Raw genomic sequence first — 19,357 nt, 5'->3', positions numbered from 1 at the left:
GCGATGATGACCATGATTCAAAGTTAGCCAGTCAAGGGGGAATTCCCCCTGAAAAATTTGGCAATCATATACATAATATTAAAAAGGATCTGAGGGTAAACCCACTTTTTTCAAGAAAAATCTTGCCTCTTAATTTATAAAAAAACCCGCAGGTTAATCTGCGGGTTCATTTCACTGAGATGATAAATTCATTATCTCATGACAAAACTAAAACTTATGCCATTTGATTCTGATTCATTAACTCATTGAAAGTTGTTTCTTTTTCAGAAACTTTTGCTTTACCCAAAAGAACTTCAACAGCTTGTTCTTCTAAAGCAACATTACGAACATTATTCATCAATTCTTGGTTTTTACCATAGAATTCGATCACTTCTTGAGGAGCTTCATAGGCAGAAGCCATTTCCTCAATTAATGCTTTAACACGTTCTTCATCAGCTTTCAGTTCATTACTACTGATAACTTCGCCTAATAACAAACCAACAACAACGCGACGCTTAGCTTGTTCTTCAAACAGTTCACGAGGCAGTTCCAAAGCTTGTTTTTCATTGCCACCGAAACGCTGAGCAGATTGACGGCGCAGAACATCAATTTCGCTATCAACAACAGCAGCAGGAACGTCGATTTCGTTAACCTTAACTAATCCATCGATAACCTGAGACTTAATACGGTTACGAACTGCATTTTTCAGTTCACGCTCCATATTTTTACGTACTTCTGCACGCAGACCATCAACAGTGCCATCAGCAATACCGAAACGTTTGATGAATTCTTCATTAAACTCTGGCAGCTCACGCTGTTCCACTTTTTTCAACGTGATTGCAAACTTAGCCGCTTTACCTTTCAGATTTTCAGCGTGATAATCTTCTGGGAAATTGACATCAATGGTAAATTCTTCCCCTGCTTTATGACCAACAATGCCCTCTTCAAAACCTGGGATCATACGGCCCTGGCCCATAGCCAGCACAAAATCGGAAGCCTTACCACCTTCGAACTCTTCACCATCAACAGAACCATTGAAGTCAACAGTCACACGATCTTCTGCACCAACAGCTTCTTCGGTTTCTTTCCAATTAGCCTGCTGCTTACGCAATGTTTCCAGCATTGCATCAACATCTTCGTCTTTTACTTCAACAACGGGCTTTTCAACTTCAATAGATTCCAGATCTTTCAATTCAATTTCTGGATAAACTTCAAACTCTACAGAGTAAGTGAAATCTTCACCATTTTTGAATTGTTCTGGTGCATAACTTGGCGCACCTGCTGGATTAATTTTTTGTTCGATGATTGCATTAATAAAGTTACGTTGCATCAGATCACTCAGAACGTCCTGAATGACAGAAGCACCGTAACGTTGTTTAACAACGTTCATAGGCACTTTGCCTTTACGGAAACCATCGATACGAACTTTTTTTGCTACATTGACCAACTCACTACTAACTGCTTTCTCAACATCGGCAGCAGGAACGGTGATTGTCACACGACGCCCAAGGCCTTGAGTGGTTTCAACAGAAACTTGCATCTTTTTACCTCAAAAAAATCATAGTGCTCGGTCAACTCCAGAGACCATACAACCAGCACATATTTTATGCACCAATCGCAACACTCTCTAAGAACCGGGGCGGTCGCATTTAAAAACCGAGAATCCCTGATGTCAGAAGCGTCCCGAAACCATTCTAAAAATTAGACGCGACATTATAGCGATGCAGAGGGTGTGAGTCGAGAATTGCTGAAAAAAGCCCGAACTATTCATCAACTTCACAGGATAACGATTATTCAGCGGCTAAATTTGCATCCAAAATGTATCATATATAAAACGTAAAAACGGCCCGAAGACCGTTCACTGGATTTATTCAGTTGTGTAAGAAAACGCCCCAAATTAAGCATCAATCAGCGGATTTCAGACAACAATATTACCCCCACGACATGCCGGTGACGCTAAAACAGTATCCTGTAATTCATTCCACTCTTTTTCTGTGTAGGTATGCAACGCCAAAGCATGAACACCTGCGGCCAACTCTGCCGATAATACGCTGTAAACGGAACGATGGCGGTTCAGCATACGTTCACCAGCAAATTTATTACTGATGATGACGACTTTAAAATGGCTTTCAGAACCTATGGGTACATTGTGACGATAACTTTCATCAATGACCTCAAGATATGAGGGATTAAATGCAACCTGTAATTTCTCTTCTATATCCTGATACACCATATCATTCCCCTTAACCGCACAGTAGTCATACTGCCAACCATACTAATAATTTTAGTCTATTCTCCATGAGTTATAGCATCAACGCATTAAAATATCTTTCAATCGAATCCCACATCATAAGGTTTTTATATGCGTTTACCCCATCAGAGATATGCCATGATCAAAAGGCAGTGCTATTATTGACGTAATTTATGCTATTGATAAGTATTACTGGATATCCTTATCACTGATGAGAAAATTAACATGTTGAAAAGAATCTTATTCCCATTCATTACGCTTTTTCTTCTTGCTGGTTGTGCCGCTCCCAGCAATACCCTGACTATCGAACCTAAAATTACATTGCCAACAGCAGATCCAACAATGGGCGCGATTACCATCAGTATCAGCGGTGCCGACAATCGTCAGTCTCAGACACTTGCTCAAGTTAACCGCAATGCAAAGCTGGAAATACTGAAACCATCCCGTGATCTGCGCTTTCTACTCCAGGAAATCCTGGAAAAACAGATGGCCGCCCGTGGTTATATGATTGGCTCTCCAGCCAATGCCAATCTGCAAATTATTGTGAACAATTTATATGCAGACGTTAAAGAAGGTAGCCTGCGCCATAATATTTCAACAAAAGCCGATATTTCCATCATTAGTACAGCGCAAAATGGCAGTAAACAAGTTAAGAATTATCGCACTAGCTATAATGTACAAGGCCCTTTAGGCGCAACTAATGAAAAAATTGCGGATGCAGTCAATACTGTATTATCAGAAGTCATAGCAGATATGGCTCAAGATCCTTCCGTCAGCAATTTCATCAAACAAAATGCTCGCTAATTAAAGGATTAATTATTTACTCTGCCCGCCAAGGGCAGGGTTTTGGGAGGCTCATGTCTTATCGTTATCTCACCGTTTTTACCCAACATAACTCACGAATCCTGCTTTTACTCGGCTTTGTTTCTGGTTTACCGCTCGCACTGACTGCCAGCACCCTGCAAGCATGGATGACCGTTGAAGACATTGATCTTAAAACAATTGGCTTCTTTTCTCTTGTCGGCCAAGCGTATGTTTTCAAATTTCTTTGGTCCCCTTTTATGGACCGCTTTATCCCCCCTTTTCTTGGACGTCGCCGTGGTTGGCTACTTGTTACACAGTTATTACTTATAGCCAGTATCGCAGCAATGGGCTTTCTCCAGCCATCTCAACATTTATGGTGGCTAGCCACACTGGCGGTAACCGTCGCTTTCTGTTCTGCATCACAGGATATCGTCTTTGATGCTTATAAAGCCGATTCATTGAGTAGCGAAGAGCGGGGTGTAGGTGCTGCCGTTTCGGTACTTGGTTATCGATTAGCCATGTTAGTTTCAGGCGGGTTAGCATTATGGATCGCAGACCGCTATATTGGCTGGCAACACACCTACTGGTTGATGGCTGGACTGATGCTGATTGGCGTCTACGCAACGTTAAAAGCTAGAGAGCCTGAAATTGACGCTCCGTCACCAAAAACACTCCAGCAAGCCGCAATAGAGCCATTAGTCGATTTTTTTAATCGCAATAATGCATGGCTGATACTACTGTTAATTGTCATGTATAAAATGGGAGATGCCTTTGCTGCCAGCCTAAGTACCCCATTTCTTATCCGAGGTATTGGCTTTGATGCTGGTGAAGTTGGAATGATCAACAAAACGCTGGGATTAGCAGCAACTATCGTTGGTGCATTATATGGTGGTTATTTAATGCAACGATGGAGTTTATTCCGCTCACTCATGATCTTTGGCATCCTGCAAGCGATTTCCAATATTGGATACTGGCTGTTATCCATTACTGACAAAAATATCTACACTATGGGCAGCGCCATTTTTCTGGAAAATATCTGTGGCGGAATGGGAACCGCTGCATTTGTTGCCTTACTTATGGCGTTATGTCATAAATCATTCTCTGCAACACAGTTTGCTTTATTATCTGCCTTATCTGCTGTTGGACGCGTCTATGTCGGCCCAATCGCGGGTTGGTTCGTTGAATTACATGGCTGGCCAAACTTCTATCTATTCTCTATAGCGGCCTCTGTTCCAGGCTTATTACTGTTATTTATCTGCCGCCAGACTCTGGCTTATACCCAGCGAGCTAACGATTTTATGCCACGTACTGAGTTTAGAAATTTCTATCGTCTAGCCCTTGGCTTACTATCATTTGCAAGCATCTTGCTCACGTTCTGGTTACTTACCATCACCACCAATGCTCTTAACTGGACTCATGCACCTTATCTGGCCAAAACATTACTATTATGGGGAGCACAGATTGGTATCACAGGCATCATTCTCGGCAGCTTTCTAGATTATCTCGCATTAAGAAGGAACAAATTGGCTTAAAAGACGAAAATATTAAGTGACTTTATTAAAGGTTGACGACTGTCAGCCTTTGATATCTCTGCCCTCTTTTTAAATAGTTAAGTGATAGCGATCACACTTCAAATAGTCATTTGCCCAAAAGTGCTATTTTCGAGTGATTATTTGATTGTTCGATATTCATATCCGCGTAGAATTAGACTACCATTTTAAGGGTTATTTAATATAGCTTTAAAACCCAAAAACCTCTTTTCATGGATGCGTTAGAGAAATTTATGAGAACAACCATTCTGGCTACTGCTTTATTCACCACCGTCTCAGTTCCAGCTTATGCTGAATATCAAGGGGGCTTTGCTAATATCAGCATGAACTACCTCGATTGGACTAGCCATACCACACACAAGTCAGGGCAAACCTCTCATAAAGACGACTTTGCCTACCTGGAACTGGAAGGCGGAGCCGGATTTAACTGGGGTGAATTATACGGGTTCTTTGATCTGGAAAATGCTTTCAACAAGCAGCATGCTGAACCAGGGGATAACCAAAGATACACTTTTAAAACAACCGGGCGTTTTTATCTGGCTGATACGGGTTTCAATCTCTATGGTCATGTTTATGGTACTTACTCCCTCCCAGGTACAGCACATGGCGGGAACTTCCATGAAGTAAATACCCTCTATGGTATTGGCTACAACACTGATTTCGCCGGTGTCTGGTTCAAACCATTTGTTGCGCTGCACTATGTTGACCAAACTTTCTACTCCGGTAATAACGGCTATGTCGTTGGTTGGGTTGCAGGTTACGACTTTCAACTCTGGGAAGAAAAATTCAGCATAACTAACTGGAATGAAATAGAACTTAATCGGAATGAACGCTACGGCAACGGTGGACGGAACGGTACCAATGGTGCAATAGCGTTATGGTGGACACCTCACCAATCCTTCACAACCGGCATTCAATATCGATATGCCGATCATAAACTGGGTGAAGACTTCTGGCAGGATGGGATTGTTTACACTATCAAATATAATTTCTAATTATTGATTTTAATTGTGAGCTACCAAAAGTGGCTCACAATTAATTTAATTCTTAAATAAAATGGCCACGGTGGAAATTTTTAAAGCAAATTTTTATATTTTTTTCCTCTTCTCTAAAAAATATAAAATAACTTTAGTATAAATTCGTATTTCCGCCCTATTTCGTTACAATTAAATAACCTTTTCAAGCTAACTTCTGATTAATCCTCCACTTGCATGTGATCCCATCGACATAAAGGGTAACAACCCCTCAACTAACTATTACAAATGTTTACACTCCAGTAGCCTTACCGTAGAATGCCCGCACTGATGAAACGACAATAGAGCTTTTGTTATTTGGAGTCGTTAGATGAGACTTATGAAATACAATAAAAGTATTGGGATATTGTCAATACTAGCGGCTACTCTTGTGCTGAGTGGCTGCGATATGGTATTGATGAATCCTAAAGGCGCCATCGGCGCTGAACAAAAAACGCTGATACTCACGGCTATCGGCCTGATGCTGATCATCGTTATTCCGGTAATCATCATGGCATTCACCTTTGCCCTGCGTTACCGCGAAGCCAACAGAAGTGCTACCTATCGCCCTAACTGGGCACACTCAAATAAAATTGAGCTGGTAGTATGGACCGTTCCTATCATTATCATTATTATTTTAGCAACCATTACCTGGAAAACAACCCACGAGCTTGACCCATATAAGCCACTGGTTAGCGATGAAAAACCCGTAACTATTGAAGTCATCTCTCTTGATTGGAAATGGCTATTCGTTTACCCGGAGCAAGGTATTGCTACAGTTAACGAAATTGCTTTTCCTACCGGAGTGCCTATTAACTTCAAAATCACCTCTGATTCCGTGATGAACTCATTCTTCATCCCGCAGTTAGGTGGTCAAATCTATGCAATGGCTGGTATGCAGACTAAACTTCACTTAATTGCCGATGAACCTGGCGTTTATAAAGGTTTGTCCAGTAGCTATAGTGGTCACGGCTTCTCTGGCATGAAATTTACTGCTACCGCTACCGCAGATCGGGAAGGTTTTGAACAATGGGTTCAAAAAGTGAAAGCCTCTCCCAAAACCTTGGATACCATGCAAGCATTTGATGAGTTAGCCAAACAAAGCCAGAATCATCCGGTTGAATACTTCTCAAGCGTTAAACCTAACCTGTATCAAGACATTATTGCCAAATTTATGGGCAACATGAATATGCATGGCGGCCACGGTGCAACGACAGGTCATAACATGAATATGAGCGAAACTGCTCATGCCGGAGTTGAGGAATAAAGTAATGTTGGGAAAATTAACACTTGATGCAATCCCACTGCATGAGCCCATTGTCATGGTTACTCTTGCAGGGATTCTCTTAGCAGGGCTCGCAATTGTCGGAGCCCTGACCTATTTCCGTAAATGGAAATGGCTATGGAGCGAGTGGTTAACCAGCGTTGACCACAAGAAAATCGGTATTATGTACATTATCGTGGCGCTGGTCATGATGCTCCGTGGCTTTGCCGATGCCATCATGATGCGTGGTCAGCAGGCTGTCGCCTCTGCGAGTGAAGCAGGTTTCCTGCCACCGCATCACTATGACCAGATTTTTACCGCCCACGGCGTCATCATGATTTTCTTCATGGCGACACCTTTTGTTGTCGGTCTGATGAACGTCGTGGTTCCACTACAGATCGGCGCTCGTGACGTGGCATTCCCATTCCTGAACTCACTGAGCTTCTGGTTTTTCGTCGTCGGCGTTGCACTGATTAACATCTCTCTGGGTGTAGGTGAATTCGCTCAGACCGGCTGGTTAGCTTATCCTCCGCTCTCAGGTATAGAGTATAGTCCAGGCGTTGGGGTCGATTATTGGATATGGAGTCTTCAGATATCCGGCATTGGTACCTTGCTGACAGGCGTTAACTTCTTTGCGACGATCCTGCGTATGCGTGCTCCAGGCATGTCCATGATGAAAATGCCTGTATTCTCTTGGGCAGCACTCTGTACTAACGTATTGATCATCGCCGCATTCCCAATTCTGACAGTTACCATTGCCCTGCTAACTTTTGACCGCTACATGGGCACCCATTTCTTCACCAATGATATGGGTGGCAACATGATGATGTACATCAACCTGATATGGGCTTGGGGTCACCCTGAAGTTTACATTCTGGTGTTGCCGGTCTTTGGTGTTTTCTCTGAAGTGACTGCGACGTTCTCGAAAAAACGACTGTTCGGCTATACATCTCTGGTATGGGCAACCATTGCCATTACCGTACTGTCGTTCATTGTATGGCTGCACCACTTCTTTACGATGGGTTCGGGTGCGAACGTTAACGCCTTCTTTGGCATAGCCACCATGATTATCTCGATTCCGACAGGCGTTAAGATATTCAACTGGCTGTTCACAATGTATCGAGGCCGTATTGAGTATAAAACACCGATGTTGTGGACCGTTGGCTTCATCGTCACCTTCTCTATCGGTGGTATGACTGGCGTTCTGCTGGCAGTTCCAGGCGCAAACTTCGTTCTGCATAACAGCTTGTTCCTGATCGCACACTTCCATAACGTTATTATCGGTGGTGTTGTCTTCGGTTGTTTTGCCGGTACTGCTTACTGGTTCCCGAAAGCTTTCGGTTTCACACTGAACGAAAAATGGGGTATCCGCGCATTCTGGTTCTGGATTATCGGCTTCTTTATCGCCTTTATGCCAGTTTACGCGCTCGGCTTTATGGGGATGACTCGTCGTATTAGCCAAGATATCAACCCTGAATTCCATACTCTGCTGGTCGTCTCCGCGATTGGTGTTGCACTGATTGCCGTTGGTATCCTGTGTCAGGTCATTCAATTCTACGTTAGTATCCGTGACCGTGACCAAAACCGTGACCTGACCGGCGACCCTTGGGGCGGGCGTACTCTGGAGTGGGCAACATCTTCTCCACCACCGTTTTATAACTTTGCTGACGTTCCACATGTGCAAACGCGTGATGCATGGTGGGATATGAAAGAAAAAGGCACAGCTTATAAACGTCCTGCTAAGTATGAAGAAATTCATATGCCTAAAAATGCCGGTGCGGGTGTAATTATTGCTGGCTTCAGCTTGCTGTTTGGTTTCGCCATGATTTGGCATATCTGGTGGCTAGCTATCGCAAGCTTTGCGGGCATGATTATCACTTGGATTGCAAAAAGCTTTGATGAAGATGTTGATTACTACGTACCCGTTGCTGAAGTTGAGCAAATTGAGAATCAACACCATGAACAAATTAGCAAGGCAGGTCTGAACCATGTCAACTGAAACTATGACTAACCACAATCATGCCCACGAGCATCACAATGCGGGAGCCACTAAAGTATTCGGTTTCTGGGTCTACTTAATGAGTGACTGTATTTTGTTCGCATGTCTATTTGCGACTTATGCAGTACTCGTTAACGGAACCGCAGGCGGCAAATCGGGTAAAGAGATTTTCGACCTCTCTTTCGTATTGGTCGAAACTTTCCTACTGTTATTCAGTAGTATCACTTATGGCTTTGCCATGTTAGGCATGAACAAAGGAAAAGTCGGCCAGGTTAACGCCTGGCTCGGTATGACTTTCCTGTTCGGCCTTGGCTTCGTGGCGATGGAATTGTACGAATTCCATCACCTGATTGTTGACGGCCACGGCCCTGACCGCAGTGCATTCTTGTCCGGATTCTTCGCACTGGTTGCTACTCACGGTATCCACGTTACCTGTGGTCTGGTCTGGATTATCATCATGATAATCCAAGTAACCCGCCGCGGTTTAACTGATGTAAATAAAACCCGTCTGAACTGCCTGAGCTTGTTCTGGCACTTCCTGGATGTGGTATGGATCTGTGTATTTACCGTTGTTTATCTGTTAGGAGCTATGTAATGAGTCATTCCAATACCGCTCATACTGGAGCTAGCCACGGTAGCCTGAAGTCTTATCTGATCGGCTTTGTTCTTTCGGTCATCCTGACAGTGATTCCGTTTTGGATGGTAATGGATGGTTCCGCCTCCCATACGACTATCCTGACAACAGTAGTCGCGCTGGCTGTGGTGCAGATTATTGTTCATTTTATTTACTTCCTGCACATGAACACTTCGTCAGAAGAGCGCTGGAACTTAGTCGCATTGCTGTTCACTATCTTGATTATCGGTATTGTTGTTGTTGGCTCACTATGGATTATGTACAACCTCAACATTAATATGATGGTTGATTAAAGAGCTGCATATATGATTAAGCAATACCTGCAAGTAACTAAACCAGGAATTATTTTCGGCAATTTAATTTCTGTGATCGGTGGTTTTCTACTCGCCTCGAAAGGGGTGATTGATTACCCTTTGTTCATCTCGACTCTGCTCGGCGTTTCATTAGTCGTGGCTTCTGGTTGTGTATTTAACAACTACATTGACCGTGACATCGATCGGATCATGGAAAGAACAAAAAACCGCGTCCTTGTAAAAGGGCTTATTGATCCGAAAATCAGCCTGATTTATGCATCAATACTGGGTATTGCTGGCATAGTGCTGCTCTATGCAGCAGCCAATGCTTTAGCAATGCAATTAGCGATTATCGGTTTTGTCATCTATGTAGGGGTTTACAGCCTCTATATGAAAAGGAAATCTGTTTATGGCACGTTGATCGGCAGTTTGTCCGGTGCTGCACCTCCGGTTATTGGTTATTGTGCAGTAACTGGTCAGTTTGATACGGGCGCGTTGATCCTGTTACTGATTTTCAGCCTGTGGCAAATGCCGCACTCCTACGCCATTGCTATTTTTCGTTTCAAAGATTACCAGGCAGCCAATATTCCTGTACTGCCCGTCATTAAAGGCATATCTGTGGCGAAAAACCACATTATCCTTTATATCCTGGCATTTATGATTGCAACCCTTATGTTAGCCATCAGCGGTTACGCTGGTTACAAATATCTGGTTGTTGCAGCAGCAGTGAGCGTCTGGTGGCTAGGAATGGCGTTATCCGGTTACAAAACTGATAATGACCGCATTTGGGCTCGTAAATTATTTATATTTTCCATTGTGGCAATCACTTCCCTGAGTGTCATGATGTCTATTGACCCACATGTGCCCTCAGAAGCCTTCCTAACTTACGTCCGGTAATTTTCCCTGATGGCAGTGGCTACCCCTTCTGCCATCAGTTTCCTTCCAGCCTGTTATCCCCTCTCCTTGATACTTCAATATTATTAATTTAATTAACTATTTACCCCTTATTGAAAACCTATCTACAATGACGCATCAAAATATTTCGAGGTAATCATGAACGATAATAAAATGACGCCACTTGAGCTTCGGGCGACATGGGGCCTAGGTTCAGTTTTTTCTCTGCGAATGCTAGGCATGTTCATGGTTCTTCCTGTATTAACAACCTATGGACTTCATCTAAAAGATGCCACCGAAACACTTATTGGCATCGCCATTGGCATTTATGGTCTAACCCAAGCAATTTTCCAGATCCCTGTTGGCCTGTTTTCTGACAAAATTGGCCGTAAGCCCTTAATTGTTGGCGGATTATTGCTATTCGTCCTTGGCAGTATTATTGCTGCTCTCAGTGACTCCATCTGGGGCATAATAATTGGACGAGCGTTACAAGGCGCTGGAGCGATATCTGCTGCAATTATGGCGCTACTTTCTGATTTAACCCGTGAACAAAATCGAACTAAAGCAATGGCTTTTATTGGCATTAGCTTCGGAATAACTTTCGCCATCGCCATTGTACTTGGCCCAATCCTTACGAATGCCATTGGATTAAATGGCCTATTTTGGGGAATTACCATTCTGGCCGGTAGTGCCATTCTGATAACATTATTTGCTGTTCCTTCCACCGATAAACACATTATTAACCGTGAATCAGGCATTATTCGTCACAGTTTCAGTAAGGTTCTGGCTGATAGCCAGTTGCTGAAACTTAACTTTGGCATTCTCAGTTTGCACACTTTGTTAATGGCAAGTTTTGTCGCCCTTCCTTTGGTGATGCAACAAGCGGGGCTCCCTACCCAACAACACTGGAAGGTTTATCTGATCACTATGCTAGTTTCATTCTTATCTGTTTTACCTTTCATTATTTACGCAGAAAAAAAGCGCCGCATGAAACAAGTGTTTTCACTGTGTATCACGATGCTACTGATTGCTGAAATTGTATTGTGGGCGGCGGGACATCACTTATGGGTGATTTTTATCGGCATACAAATTTTCTTTATTGCTTTCAATGTAATGGAAGCTATCCTGCCATCACTTATCAGTAAAGAAGCACCAGCGGGTTATAAAGGTACAGCAATGGGTATCTACTCCACCAGCCAATTTTTAGGTGTCGCTTTAGGGGGTGGCCTCGGTGGTTGGTTATATGAATTAAAAGGAGCACCGCTGGTATTTGCGGCAGGTATCGTTCTGACAATCATTTGGCTCATTATTAGCATAACAATGAAACAATCTGCATATGTCAGCAACATCAGAATTTCTCTACCAGAAAATATAGTCAATAAGGCATTGCTGGAACAAAAAATTCTTGTTCAGCCAGGCGTTTGCGAGGTCGTTATTGTTCCGGAGGAGCATAGTGCTTACATAAAAGTAGATACTAAGCTGACAAGCAGAGCACAACTTGAGCAATTGATAGCTAATAATAACACGATAGATTAAGTATCAAACCAGATAACCCCTACTCACTCCGATTCGATATTAAGGGAGATTGGGAGTGGGATTCCTGGTCAGGAATACCCCACTCCACATTAGGCTAGATATATCAATCCATTAGTCGGAAAATCAATCCCGAAAATTAGTAAACTGGAATGGCTGTCCCAGCTCTGCGCCACGAACTAATGCCATAACACTTTGCAAATCATCACGAGCTTTACCTGTCACTCGCACTTGCTCACCCTGAATCTGTGCCTGTACTTTCAGCTTACTATCCTTAATCAGCTTCACGATCTTTTTCGCCGTAGGGGTATCAATCCCCTGCTTCAGAGTCGCTTCAACGCTGTAAGTTTTACCACTGTGCAACATATCATCAGGGATATTCAATGCAGCACCATCGATACCACGTTTAGCCAACTTTTCACGCATGATATCAACCAACTGATTTACCTGAAAATCTGACTCACTGGCAATCTTGATAGATTCATTTTTTTCATTTAACTCGAAATTGGCGCTGACATTACGGAAATCCCAACGGCTAGCAAGCTCGCGCTGCGCATTTTCTACCGCGTTGCGAACTTCATGCATATCAATTTCTGAAACAATATCGAAAGATGGCATTATCCATGACCTCCTGATAATCAATAAGTTGGCATGATAACCGCTTTCCATTGTCAGCAAAAGCGCTATACTCGGATTAGCGGGATCTTATTATTTCCATCCAATATTATGGCAGCGTCTTTCAAAAGGTGTATATGAAGATAACCGTTCTTGGCTGTGGCGCTATAGGAAAACTGTGGCTAGCAGCATTATCACAACAAAAACATCAAGTACAGGGTTGGCTAAAAAGTTCTCGGTCTTATTTATCTGTTCATATTGACGAAATGAATGGGCAAGTCTTCAACCAACCAATCCCAACTAATAACAACGACCATCTTGCCAACAGCGAATTACTGATTGTCTGTTTGAAAGCATGGCAAGTCGCTGATGCAGTGAATAATTTACTCCCCAAACTTTCACCTAATTGCCCAATCTTATTACTACACAATGGTATGGGTACCCAAGAAGAACTATTATCAGCGCCTAATCCAATACTGCTTGGCGTCACAACGCATGGTGCATATCAGGATGACCAACGGGTTTATCATACCGCTTCCGGGCTAACCCATATTGGCCCAGCAACGTCAAATGCAACTGGGCTTAGCTCTCTGGCTAATGTATTACATCAATCTTTGCCAGATGTTGCATGGCATAATGAAATTCTCTCGATTAGTTGGCTGAAACTTGCCGCTAACTGTGTCGTAAACCCGCTGACTGCGCTTTATGAATGCCAAAATGGAGATCTGCTTCGCTACCCGGAACAATTGAATATTTTGTGCGAAGAAATTATTCAGGTTATGCAACGAGAAAACATCCATACCACTATCGACAAGCTGATTGCCTATGTCTACGATGTGATTAAGCTTACAGCAAAAAACTACTCATCCATGTTGCAGGATGTCCGCGCAAAGCGTCGCACTGAAATTGACTATATCACTGGTTATTTATTACGCCGGGCCCGTGCACATGGTCTTTCTACCCCTGAAAATACCCGTATCTATAACCTAGTAAAACATAAGGAAAGATGATTATGAATCCTTCAGCACTCATCTGCCTAACTCACGGTAGTGAAGAAATAGAAGCCGTTGCAACCATTGATTTACTGGTACGCGCTGGCATCAGTGTTACGATCGCCAGCACCGCCAGCGATGGAGAATTAGTTTTAACTTGCTCCAGAGGTGTGAAATTGGTTGCTGATGTCCCTCTGGAAAAAGTTATTGATGAATCTTTCGATGCCATCATCTTACCCGGCGGTATGCAGGGTGCCGAGTGTTTCCGTGATAATCCACTCGTTATCGAAAAAATCCGCAAGGCACATTATCAAGGAAAAATTATCGCTGCAATTTGTGCCGTGCCTGCTATCGTGCTTGAACACCATAATTTATTCCCTACTGGCAAAATGACCGGCTACCCCGGTTTGCAAGACAAAATTTCATCCGATAAATGGATTGATTGCCGAGTCTGTTTTGATGATCGTGTCAATCTATTGACCAGCCAAGGGCCAGCGACAGCTTTTGATTTCGCATTAAAACTCATTGAATTATTAAAAGGACGAGCAACAGCAGCCGAGGTGGCAGCTCAACTCATATTACCACTAGGTGTATATTCTTATCAGGACTGAAAAAATAGACAAAAACACCTTACTTTATACGATTCGGGGTTCACATAATAGGAACCCCGAAATGTATAATTAAAACAATTAAGGCCGATAAACTTTCACGTTATCAAAACCCTGCTCAGATAAATAGAGTGCCTGCAAACGACTCATTACCCCACGTTCACAATAGAGCAAATAAGTCTTATCCTTTGGCAAATCACCAAACTGGCTGCTCAACTTATAGAATGGCAATGATTTAATTTCCACACCATTTAACTGCAATGGCCGATCATCTTGTTCATCAGGCGAACGAATATCCAATAACACATCCGTCGGAGCGAACGCTGTCACCGTTTCAATTTCAACCACTTGCTGATTGCTTTGTTCTGCGATCTGGCGAATATCAATATTCTGAGCTTCACTGACAACTTTTTCCAAAATATTAAAATCGAAATTCGCCTCTTCTGCTTCAATTTTAGCTTTAACAGCTTTTACTGTCGGGCTTTTTGAAATAACACCACAGAATTCAGGCATTGTACGGGCAAAATCCTCAGTGCCTATTTCACGTGCCAACCTGATAATGTGCTCTTTATCATGAGAAATCAGCGGCCGCAGAATCAACGTATCCGATGCATTATCAATCAAACGCAAATTAGTGAGTGTCTGGCTGGAAACCTGTCCCAAAGCCTCACCGGTAACAATCGCCTGCACGCCATAACGCTCTGCAACTTTAGATGCCGCTCTTACCATCATCCGTTTAAGCACCACCCCCATTTGACCGTCATCAACTTTTTCCAAAATTTCAGCGACAACAGGTTCAAAATCCACGGCAACGAAACGGACTTTATGGGAACTGCCAAAACGATTCCAAAGATAATGAGCAACCTGTTTCACACCAACTTCATGAGCAGAACCGCCAAGATTGAAGAAGCAATAGTGAACACGACAGCCACGGCGCATTAGCATATAGCTGGAAACACCAGAATCAAAGCCTCCAGAAATTAGAGATAATACATCTTCCTGCGTTCCGATAGGAAAACCACCAATTCCTTCATAACGGGCTTTTACCAGAATCAGTACATCTTGATCAATTTCCAGATTAACAGTCACATCAGGATGATTGAGTTTTACTTTTGCAGATTCAATATGCTGGTTTAAACCACCACCGACATAACGTTCTACTTCATTGGAAGTAAATTGATGTTTACCGCGACGTTTAACCCGCACGCAAAATGTCTTATTGTGGAGCGATTCGCCATAAGCCTCATAAGCTTGTTCAAAGATATGATGCATGTCACGAAACTCACGCTCCTCTACTTGCAGAATATGGTGAATACCGGGGATACGTGTCAGCGCATCACAAATTTGAGCGCCAAGGTTTTCATCTTTAGTACGAACTTCGATATTATCCCAATGGCGAACCACTGCAATATTATCTCCTAACGTTTTAAGCACATTGCGAATATTACTAGCGAGAATTTTAATAAAGCGCAAACGAACAGTTTGGCTCTTGATCGTGATTTCAGGGAATAATTTAATAATAAACTTCATAGTGAGTTATAGTAGTAGTTAGGCATTTTGATAAAAAAAACTGATGGTATGTCTTGGTTGTCAAATCAGGCCGCGAAGTATAACACTATCTCGTGATATAGCCCGGAAAAAACACAAAATCAGTTAAGGATTTGTTTGCACCAGCATAATAAGATAGTCTGCAACCCTTAGGCGAACTCTGTAAATAGTAAAAAATTATGCCAAAGAAAAATGCAATATCAGAAAGTACAAACAGTACGCCAGAAACTGCGGCGACAATGACATTTGAAAGCTCATTAAAAGAGCTGGAACAGATTGTCGCCCGGCTAGAATCAGGTGAACTGGCACTGGAAGAAGCCCTAAGCGAGTTTGAGCGTGGTATTCAATTAGCCCGTCGAGGGCAACAAACGTTGCAACAAGCAGAACAGCGAGTGCAGATTCTGCTTAACGATGATGTCCAATCTCCACTGAGTCATTTCTCCCCGGATACTGAATAAGCCTATGTCTGAACAAAATTCAACCCAATTTAAAGAACAGCTTAAAATCTGTCAACAACGAGTCAATAACGTTCTGATAAGCACACTATCTTCACTGGCATTTGCAGACAATCCACTCGTTCACACAATGCAACATGGTACTTTACTCGGTGGTAAACGCCTGCGCCCATTTTTAGTTTATGCCGTTGGTGAAATGTTTGGATTATCCGCAAATAATCTGGATGCTCCAGCAGCAGCCGTTGAATGTATCCACGCCTTTTCATTAATTCATGACGATTTACCGGCGATGGATAACGATGATTTACGCCGTGGACAACCAACCTGCCACATAAAATTTGGTGAAGCTCACGCGATTCTAGCGGGAGATGCATTACAGGCTCTGGCGTTTGAAATCCTATCTAAAAGAGAAATGCCGGATGTTACAACAGCAGATCGCCTTGAAATGGTTGCTGAATTGGCAACCGCCAGTGGTATAGCCGGTATGTGTGGTGGACAAGCCCTAGACTTGGCCGCTGAAGGCAGACACATTGATCTCCATATGCTGGAACAAATTCATCGCCATAAAACAGGTGCGCTTATTCGTTGCGCCATCAGAATGGGCGCATATGGCGCAGGCCAAAGTGGGCATGACGCCCTGCCTGAATTGGATCAATATGCCCAAGCTATTGGTCTCGCATTCCAAGTTCAGGACGATATTCTTGATGTCATTGGCGATACCGAAATGATAGGAAAACGTCAAGGCAGTGACCAACAGCTAGGAAAAAGCACTTACCCCGCATTACTAGGGTTAGAACAAGCACAGAAAAAAGCATACGAACTGTATCAAGAAGCCTTAAAAGCTTTGAATAAACTGGAAGATAAATCCTATAACACAACAATGCTGCGCGCACTTGCCAGCTTTATTATTGAACGTAATAACTAAGGTCTGCCGGTAAATCTACCTGCTGGCAGCGCTATTAATAAACACTTCTTAACGAGCATCAAATGAGCATTGATATAGCCAAATACCCCACATTGGCATTAGCGGAAAATCCTGAAGAACTTCGTATGTTGCCAAAAGAGAGCCTGCCGAAGTTATGCGATGAACTTCGGCAATTCCTGCTAAACAGTGTCAGTCGCTCCAGTGGTCATTTTGCCTCCGGTCTTGGTACTGTTGAGCTGACTGTAGCATTACATTACGTCTATAAAACGCCTTTCGATAAATTGGTATGGGATGTTGGCCATCAGGCTTATCCTCACAAAATCCTGACAGGACGTCGAGATCGCATTGATACGATTCGTCAAAAAAATGGTCTTCATCCTTTCCCGTGGCGAGATGAAAGTGAATATGACACCTTATGTGTTGGGCACTCATCGACCTCTATCAGCGCTGGATTAGGTATGGCAATTGCGGCTCAACGCGAAGGCAAAGGCCGCCGTACAGTTTGTGTTATCGGTGATGGTGCGATAACAGCGGGGATGGCTTTCGAAGCGATGAACCATGCCGGGGATATCGACCCAGATATGTTAGTCATTCTTAACGACAACGAAATGTCCATCTCAGAGAACGTCGGAGCGTTAAACAACCATCTAGCTCAACTTCTATCCGGTAAACTCTACACCACGTTGCGGGAAGGCGGGAAAAAAGTCTTTTCCAATCTACCACCGATTAAAGAGCTACTGAAAAAAACTGAAGAACATATCAAAGGCATGGTTGTTCCTGGCACTCTGTTTGAAGAATTAGGCTTTAATTACATTGGCCCCATCGACGGACATGATGTACTGACATTGACCCAAACGCTGAAAAATATGCGTGAATTGAAAGGGCCACAGCTTCTGCACATCATGACCAAAAAGGGTCGTGGCTATGCCCCCGCCGAAAAAGATCCTATCAGTTGGCATGCGGTGCCTAAATTTGATCCGACCACTGGCGCATTACCTAAAAGCTCAGACAACCGCCCTACTTTCTCCAAAATCTTTGGAGACTGGTTATGCGAAGAGGCCGCTAGCGACAAAAAGCTGATGGCGATCACACCTGCCATGCGTGAAGGCTCTGGTATGGTACGTTTTTCCCGCGAATATCCTGATCAATACTTCGATGTCGCCATTGCAGAACAACATGCCGTGACTTTTGCCGCAGGTTTGGCAATTGGTGGTTACAGGCCAATTGTTGCAATCTATTCGACATTCCTCCAACGTGCTTATGACCAAGTTATCCATGATGTCGCCATCCAGAATCTACCTGTTCTATTTGCAATAGATCGCGGCGGTATCGTAGGTGCTGATGGTCAGACACATCAAGGTGCCTTTGATCTTTCATTCCTTCGTTGTATCCCCAACATGGTAATTATGGCGCCAAGTGATGAGAACGAATGCCGACAGATGCTGCATACTGGCTATCATTATCAGCAAGGTCCTGTAGCCGTGCGTTATCCACGAGGAACCGGAACGGGGGCAGAACCCCAACCATTTGAACAATTACCAATTGGTAAAGGTATTATTCGCCGTCAGGGTAAGAAGGTAGCGATCCTGAACTTTGGTACTCTGTTACCTGATGCAATAACAGCAGCAGAATCACTGGATGCGACTGTTGTTGATATGCGTTTTGTCAAACCACTGGATAAAGAATTGATATTAGAAATGGCTGATAACCATGATTTATTGGTCACGCTGGAAGAAAATGCCATTATGGGCGGCGCCGGAAGTGGCGTTAATGAACTACTAATGCAGGAAGGTCGCCTAGTGCAAATTCTGAATATTGGCTTGCCTGACCAATTTGTGCCACAAGGTAGTCAGGAAGAAATTAGAGCGGAGTTAGGGCTTGATGCCGCAGGTATTCAAAATAGCATCAATAAAAGGCTATTTTCCTGAGTATATACCCTATGGATTTCAAGATGGATCGCGACGGCAAGGGAGCGAATCCCCGGGAGCATAGGTAACTAT

The 19,357-nt window shown here is 43.3% G+C and carries 17 protein-coding genes and 1 pseudogene; 14 read left to right on the top strand and 4 right to left on the bottom strand.

Annotated features, from left to right (window positions below):
- Window positions 1-214 precede the first annotated feature (214 nt).
- Entirely contained in the window at window positions 215-1,519 is a 1,305-nt protein-coding gene (gene tig / locus ACGF49_RS00185; RefSeq protein ID WP_058588442.1) for a trigger factor, read from the bottom strand.
- A gap of 378 nt (window positions 1,520-1,897) precedes the next feature.
- Complete coding sequence (gene bolA / locus ACGF49_RS00180; protein WP_011148010.1) at window positions 1,898-2,212, bottom strand: transcriptional regulator BolA; 315 nt, start codon at window positions 2,210-2,212, stop codon at window positions 1,898-1,900.
- Window positions 2,213-2,455: 243 nt separating this feature from the next.
- Here bolA and ACGF49_RS00175 point away from each other — a divergent pair, with 243 nt between their 5' ends.
- The 9 genes from ACGF49_RS00175 (at window position 2,456) to ACGF49_RS00135 (ending at window position 12,217) form a co-directional block, all read left to right on the top strand.
- Window positions 2,456-3,034, top strand: coding sequence for a lipoprotein (locus ACGF49_RS00175; RefSeq protein ID WP_113024560.1), 579 nt, complete (start codon window positions 2,456-2,458; stop codon window positions 3,032-3,034).
- 53 nt (window positions 3,035-3,087) lie between these two features.
- Window positions 3,088-4,566 (top strand): muropeptide MFS transporter AmpG, encoded by a 1,479-nt coding sequence (gene ampG, locus ACGF49_RS00170; RefSeq protein ID WP_228899799.1) that lies wholly within the window; start codon window positions 3,088-3,090, stop codon window positions 4,564-4,566.
- A 251-nt stretch (window positions 4,567-4,817) separates the two neighbouring features.
- A complete protein-coding gene (locus tag ACGF49_RS00165; RefSeq protein ID WP_112894575.1) occupies window positions 4,818-5,579 on the top strand; it encodes an outer membrane protein OmpK in 762 nt (253 codons plus the stop codon).
- 349 nt (window positions 5,580-5,928) lie between these two features.
- Window positions 5,929-6,864, top strand: coding sequence for a cytochrome o ubiquinol oxidase subunit II (gene cyoA / locus ACGF49_RS00160; protein ID WP_113040810.1), 936 nt, complete (start codon window positions 5,929-5,931; stop codon window positions 6,862-6,864).
- 4 nt (window positions 6,865-6,868) lie between these two features.
- Window positions 6,869-8,860: a cytochrome o ubiquinol oxidase subunit I gene (cyoB, locus tag ACGF49_RS00155; RefSeq protein ID WP_112894577.1), complete on the top strand. Its 1,992-nt coding sequence runs from the start codon at window positions 6,869-6,871 to the stop codon at window positions 8,858-8,860.
- Entirely contained in the window at window positions 8,850-9,455 is a 606-nt protein-coding gene (locus ACGF49_RS00150; RefSeq protein WP_228899800.1) for a cytochrome o ubiquinol oxidase subunit III, read from the top strand. The genes cyoB and ACGF49_RS00150 overlap by 11 nt, the downstream gene beginning before the upstream one ends.
- A complete protein-coding gene (locus ACGF49_RS00145) occupies window positions 9,455-9,787 on the top strand; it encodes a cytochrome o ubiquinol oxidase subunit IV (RefSeq protein WP_036775099.1) in 333 nt (110 codons plus the stop codon). Before ACGF49_RS00150 ends, ACGF49_RS00145 begins: the two co-directional genes overlap by 1 nt.
- Before the next feature lie 12 nt (window positions 9,788-9,799).
- Window positions 9,800-10,684, top strand: a complete 885-nt coding sequence (gene cyoE, locus ACGF49_RS00140) for a heme o synthase (RefSeq protein WP_113040807.1) — start codon at window positions 9,800-9,802, stop codon at window positions 10,682-10,684.
- Window positions 10,685-10,840: 156 nt separating this feature from the next.
- Window positions 10,841-12,217: an MFS transporter gene (locus ACGF49_RS00135; RefSeq protein ID WP_228899802.1), complete on the top strand. Its 1,377-nt coding sequence runs from the start codon at window positions 10,841-10,843 to the stop codon at window positions 12,215-12,217.
- 123 nt (window positions 12,218-12,340) lie between these two features.
- Here ACGF49_RS00135 and ACGF49_RS00130 read toward each other — a convergent pair whose 3' ends face one another.
- Window positions 12,341-12,832 (bottom strand): YajQ family cyclic di-GMP-binding protein, encoded by a 492-nt coding sequence (locus ACGF49_RS00130; RefSeq protein ID WP_112879731.1) that lies wholly within the window; start codon window positions 12,830-12,832, stop codon window positions 12,341-12,343.
- 134 nt (window positions 12,833-12,966) lie between these two features.
- Here ACGF49_RS00130 and panE point away from each other — a divergent pair.
- Both panE and yajL read left to right on the top strand, forming a co-directional pair.
- Window positions 12,967-13,879: pseudogene (gene panE, locus ACGF49_RS00125) on the top strand (2-dehydropantoate 2-reductase).
- Window positions 13,842-14,432: a protein deglycase YajL gene (gene yajL, locus ACGF49_RS00120; protein ID WP_228899803.1), complete on the top strand. Its 591-nt coding sequence runs from the start codon at window positions 13,842-13,844 to the stop codon at window positions 14,430-14,432. Before panE ends, yajL begins: the two are co-directional and overlap by 38 nt.
- 78 nt (window positions 14,433-14,510) lie before the next feature.
- Here yajL and thiI read toward each other — a convergent pair whose 3' ends face one another.
- A complete protein-coding gene (gene thiI / locus ACGF49_RS00115; protein ID WP_113040803.1) occupies window positions 14,511-15,959 on the bottom strand; it encodes a tRNA uracil 4-sulfurtransferase ThiI in 1,449 nt (482 codons plus the stop codon).
- A gap of 197 nt (window positions 15,960-16,156) precedes the next feature.
- Between thiI and xseB the strand changes: the two genes are divergently transcribed.
- The 3 genes from xseB (at window position 16,157) to dxs (ending at window position 19,285) form a co-directional block, all read left to right on the top strand.
- Entirely contained in the window at window positions 16,157-16,435 is a 279-nt protein-coding gene (xseB, locus tag ACGF49_RS00110; RefSeq protein WP_387488806.1) for an exodeoxyribonuclease VII small subunit, read from the top strand.
- Window positions 16,436-16,439: 4 nt separating this feature from the next.
- On the top strand, window positions 16,440-17,357 hold the full coding sequence (gene ispA, locus ACGF49_RS00105; protein ID WP_387488804.1) for a (2E,6E)-farnesyl diphosphate synthase: 918 nt from the start codon (window positions 16,440-16,442) through the stop codon (window positions 17,355-17,357).
- Window positions 17,358-17,419: 62 nt separating this feature from the next.
- On the top strand, window positions 17,420-19,285 hold the full coding sequence (dxs, locus tag ACGF49_RS00100) for a 1-deoxy-D-xylulose-5-phosphate synthase (RefSeq protein ID WP_228899806.1): 1,866 nt from the start codon (window positions 17,420-17,422) through the stop codon (window positions 19,283-19,285).
- Window positions 19,286-19,357: the final 72 nt, after the last annotated feature.

It is taken from the genome of Photorhabdus sp. RM96S (assembly GCF_042879335.1).
In the GTDB taxonomy this organism is placed as follows: domain Bacteria; phylum Pseudomonadota; class Gammaproteobacteria; order Enterobacterales; family Enterobacteriaceae; genus Photorhabdus; species Photorhabdus kayaii.
This window is presented reverse-complemented; position numbering and strand designations above follow the sequence as displayed.